This window comes from Anaerotruncus sp. G3(2012) (genome assembly GCF_000403395.2).
Taxonomy (GTDB): domain Bacteria; phylum Bacillota; class Clostridia; order Oscillospirales; family Ruminococcaceae; genus Anaerotruncus.
In genome coordinates, this window is record NZ_KE159676.1 from 186,213 (window position 1) to 189,491 (window position 3,279).

At 53.0% G+C, this 3,279-nt stretch carries 2 protein-coding genes and 4 pseudogenes; all 6 read left to right on the forward strand.

The window, feature by feature from the left end; genetic code table 11:
- Positions 1-184: pseudogene (locus C814_RS23840) on the forward strand (IS5/IS1182 family transposase); the annotation flags it as partial.
- 9 nt (positions 185-193) lie between these two features.
- A pseudogene (locus C814_RS23115) lies at positions 194-700 on the forward strand (DUF6017 domain-containing protein); the annotation flags it as partial.
- Between the two features lie 17 nt (positions 701-717).
- Positions 718-930: a DUF5348 domain-containing protein gene (locus C814_RS17715; protein ID WP_016316787.1), complete on the forward strand. Its 213-nt coding sequence runs from the start codon at positions 718-720 to the stop codon at positions 928-930.
- Positions 931-1,005: 75 nt separating this feature from the next.
- Complete coding sequence (locus tag C814_RS17720; protein ID WP_016316788.1) at positions 1,006-1,476, forward strand: PcfB family protein; 471 nt, start codon at positions 1,006-1,008, stop codon at positions 1,474-1,476.
- A pseudogene (locus C814_RS17725) lies at positions 1,473-1,769 on the forward strand (type IV secretory system conjugative DNA transfer family protein); the annotation flags it as partial. The gene C814_RS17720 and the pseudogene C814_RS17725, both read left to right, overlap by 4 nt.
- Positions 1,770-1,823: 54 nt before the next feature.
- Positions 1,824-3,134: pseudogene (locus tag C814_RS17730) on the forward strand (recombinase family protein); the annotation flags it as partial.
- Between the last annotated feature and the right edge of the window lie 145 nt (positions 3,135-3,279).

A 3,279-nucleotide genomic window follows, 5' to 3' on the forward strand; every position in this document is an offset into this window, starting at 1 on the left:
CGATATTTCAGAGAAAATCAAGCCCCACCAATGGGAAAGACTCCCTTGGCGCTGGGTAGTTGAACGCACCCTCTCCTGGCTCAATCATTCCAGACGTCTCAGTAAAGATTATGAGATATCCGTCTCATCTGCTGAGACTATCGTCAAAATTTCTCATTTCCATACCTTGCTTAAACGCTTATGAATACAGCTTCTAAATAAAGATAGAGTAACTAAAGACCAAGCTATTACTGACCTATCAATTACCCATTCCTTTCCCTCCCTTTCGCCCCCTCCCGCTGGGGCTGTTGCGGCTTCGCCGCCGGAAAGGAACGGAACGGAAGCGGCCACACAGAGCGCCGTTGAGATTTATCGGGAGATCATCAAGGAGAATATCGAATACGACCACCTCCTGCACCACTCCAAGATCGACCCGGAGGAATTGGACGGCATCGTGGAATTGCTGGTGGAAACCGTCTGCACAGCCCGCAAGACAATCCGTGTCGCCGGGGACGACTACCCCGCCGAGCTGGTAAAGGCCAAGCTGCTGAAACTGAACAGCGGCCACATTGAGTTCGTCATGGACTGTATGCGGGAGAACACCACGAAAATCCGCAACATCAAGAAATACCTGCTGGCGGTGCTGTTCAACGCCCCCAGCACTATGGGAAGCTACTACACCGCCCTCGTCGCCCATGATATGGCGGAGGGCAAAATCTGACAAAGGAGGCCCCGACTATGAAACAGGGCGCATTGATCTTCGACGAGCGGACAGACCGCTACGACATCCGCTTTGACCTGGCCGACTACTACGGCGGTCTGCACTGTGGACAGTGCTTCGACGTGATGGTGGGCGGGCGCTGGAAACCCACCCGCATTGAGTACGCCGCCGACTGGTATCTGGTGGGCATCCGGGCCGACGATCTGAACGGTCTGCGGGTGCGTATCTGATGCAAATTTACCTGCGGCGGCTGGTAGTGCCGCCTTAGCTTTTATCCCTGACTTCTGGCAAAGGAGGTATGACGCTTGCAGGAGGAAGTCACTCAAAAGACCATCGCATTATCCATGAAAACCGGGAAGCTGACGGCCCAAGTGCTGCAAATGGCCCTGAAAAAGTTTTTGGAGGCCCAGAAGCACGGCCCCAAGCTCCATCAGGGCCAGCAGAGCCTAAAGCAGTTGAAGCAGCACGGGGCGGCGTTGTCCAACATTGAGATCACCGACGCCAATATCGCCGCTTTCAAGCCCTGCGCCAAGAAATACGGCGTGGACTTCACCTTGCGAAAGGACAAGACCACCCAGCCGCCCCACTACATCGTGATCTTCAAGAGCCGGGACGCGGACAATCTGGAACAGGCTTTCAAGGAGTTCACCGCCAAGAAGCTGTCGCGGGAGACCAAGCCCTCCATCCGCAAGACACTGTCCGTCCTACGGGAAGCGGCTGGCCGGAATGTTCAGCGGGCCAAGGAGAAGATCAGGGAAAGGGGGATGGAGCGGTGAAGCCGGATGTAAAGAAAATCATCATCACCAACCTGCCCTATCTGCTGTTCGTGTGGCTGTTCGGCAAGATGGGCGAGGCGTATCGGCTGGCGGCTGGGGCTGACCTCACCCAAAAGCTGCTCCACTTCATGGACAGCCTGGCGGCGGCGTTCGCCAACGGCCTGCCCAGCTTCCACCCCTTTGACCTGTGTATCGGCATAGCGGGCGCGGTGCTGGTGCGGCTGACGGTGTACCTGAAAGGCAAGAACGCCAAGAAATACCGCCACGGAGCGGAATATGGTTCGGCAAGATGGAGTGCATAATTTTAACTGTAATCACTACATACATTGACGCAGGAGGGAACGCAAATGAACGATTACAGTAAAATCACAGCCCTTTATTCCCGGCTTTCCGTAGGGGACGAGGACAGGGACGGCGGCGAGAGCAACAGCATACAGAACCAGAAGAAATTTCTGGAAAGCTATGCCAGACAGTTAAAATTAACCAATATCCGACACTACATTGACGATGACGAAAGCGGCAGGTTTTTTGACCGCTCCGCCTACTCCCGCATGATGGACGATGTGGAAAACGGCAAAATCGGCGTCTGTATTATGAAAGACTTAACCCGATGGGGGCGCGACTATCTCCAAGTGGGGAACGCTATGGAGATTTTCAGACGGAACAATGTGCGCTTTATCGCAGTCAACAACGGGATAGACAGCGAAAACCCCGACACATTGGAGTTTGCGCCGTTCATCAATATCATGTCGGAGTGGTACGCAAAGGACATCAGCAAGAAAGTGAAAACGGGCATTAAGACCAAAGGCATGAGCGGAAAGCCGATTGCCACCGAAGCCCCATACGGCTATGTCAAAGCCCCCGACAACAAGGATTTTTGGATAATTGACGAAGAAGCCGCGAAAGTTGTCCGCCTTATTTTCCGCCTGTTCCTTGACGGGAAGAACCGAAACCAAATCGCCGTATTTCTGAAAAACGAGCAAATCCCAACGCCCACTTTCTACATGAAAGACCGAGGGCGGGGAACGTGTAAAAACAAGACGCTCAACGAAGATAACCGCTACAAATGGAACAAAGCCACCTTAACCCATATCCTCACACGACAGGAGTATTGCGGCGACGTGGTGAACTTCAAAACGACCAAGCATTTCCGCGACAAGCGAAACCACTATGTAGACAGAAGCCAGTGGCACATTACGGAAAACGTGCATGAGCCGATTATTGACCGCGCCGATTTTGAAAACGTACAGCGAATTTTGGAAAACGCCCCCGTCAAACGCCCCAACGGGGACGGGGAAATCCACCCTTTGTCGGGCTTGCTTTTCTGTAAGGACTGCGGCGCGAAAATGCACATACGCATAGATTACAGGAACGGCGGCAAGCGGCACGTTGCCTATTGCAGTGAATACCACAAAGGAAAAGCCAAAAACCCGAAGTGCCATTCCCCGCACATCATGGACGCGAATTTACTCTTGCAGACCGTGGCGGACGTGTTGAAGAAAATCGCGGAATACTCCATCAGCAACAGGGCAGAGTTTGAAGCCTTAGTGAAAAAGAGCCTTGCCATGCAGCAGACCGACAAGACGAAGAAACAGCAGAAACGTATCCCCCAAATCACGACACGGCTTGAACAGATTGAAAAGGTACTGGATAAACTTTGATTTTGTCAATATGAGTTGACACAATTCACGCAAGGAATATAGGATCTAAGCAGCAGCCGCAGTGAGGGACAGATAGAAGCGCTCTCTCTTGACAGCGGGTGGAAGGCCGCCGTTGGCGGAGCAGATACGGCGGTTGTTCCAG

Bases quoted from the DNA above. Each gene is read 5' to 3' on its own strand.
- C814_RS17715 (WP_016316787.1), top strand. From the start codon at position 718: ATGAAACAGGGCGCATTGATCTTCGACGAGCGGACAGACCGCTACGAC.